This window comes from Virgibacillus sp. DJP39 (genome assembly GCF_049310925.1).
GTDB lineage: Bacteria > Bacillota > Bacilli > Bacillales > Amphibacillaceae > Virgibacillus_F.
On the sequence record NZ_JBMERP010000191.1, the window covers coordinates 1 to 869 of the forward strand.

Annotated in this window: 2 protein-coding genes; both read right to left on the minus strand. The window is 35.3% G+C overall.

Features of this window, described 5'->3' with window-relative positions; genetic code table 11:
- A partial coding sequence (locus ACOI1D_RS21710) for an IS3 family transposase (protein WP_422504287.1) occupies positions 1 to 296 on the minus strand: 296 nt, incomplete at its 3' end.
- Entirely contained in the window at positions 260 to 817 is a 558-nt protein-coding gene (locus ACOI1D_RS21715) for a helix-turn-helix domain-containing protein (protein ID WP_422504289.1), read from the minus strand. The genes ACOI1D_RS21715 and ACOI1D_RS21710, both read right to left, overlap by 37 nt.
- Positions 818 to 869 lie beyond the last annotated feature (52 nt).

Sequence of the window (869 nt, forward strand, 5' to 3'; positions counted from 1 at the left end):
TATTTGCGAGATTTCCGCATGAATTTCACACATTTTAATCCTAATTCCCGCATTATACGATACACTTTTTTATGGTTGATAGAATGTCCAATTTTCTTTAATTCTTTTGTGATACGTTTATAACCATAACGTTCATGAAACTTTTTAAATAAATCTGTAATGATTTTTTTTAATTCTGTATCCAGATCTTCTCTGTCAAAATTTTTCACTTGGTAGTGGTACGTTGCTTCTGGAATCCCGACGACAAGGAGAACATCTTTTAATCGGAACCCTTCTTCTTTGAGTTCGAATGCCACCTTTGCTTGTGCTTTTCGTGGAAGGCACTCGGATTTTCCCGAAAAGCTCTCAACTTTTTTAAGTATGCGTTTTCTAGTCTTAGTAATTCATTCTCTCGTTCTAATTCTTCATGCGTCAGCTTTATTTCTTCTTTTTTCTGTTTGTTTGGTTTTTTAGACATAGAAGGTTGCCCCTTTGACTTTGGTTTCAGGCCTTCTATCCCTTGTTCATTAACTATTTTCGTCCAGCGGAAAATTAATGAAGGATTGTTCAATCTAAATTGATCAGCAGTTTCCTGATAAGAAGCGCCTGTCTCTATCATAAATTGTATCGTATCTAATTTAAAGTGAACAGAATACGCTTCCTTCATATTTTTTCGCTTCAGTCCCTCCATCCCTAGTGTTTTATAGGCTCGTACCCAGTCTTGTAATGTTGTTCGAGAGGGAATATTGTATTTTTTTGCTAATAATTTATATCCGAGATTTCCATGCAAATACTCGGTAACAAGCTTTATTTTAAATTCCTCATTATATTTGGTCATAAAAACACCCCTGGAAGTTAGTTTTCCACTCTAACTTTCAGGGGTCGGTACC

Excerpts from the sequence above, each read along its gene's own strand:
- ACOI1D_RS21715 (WP_422504289.1), bottom strand. The coding sequence starts at position 817 with ATGACCAAATATAATGAGGAATTTAAAATAAAGCTTGTTACCGAGTAT.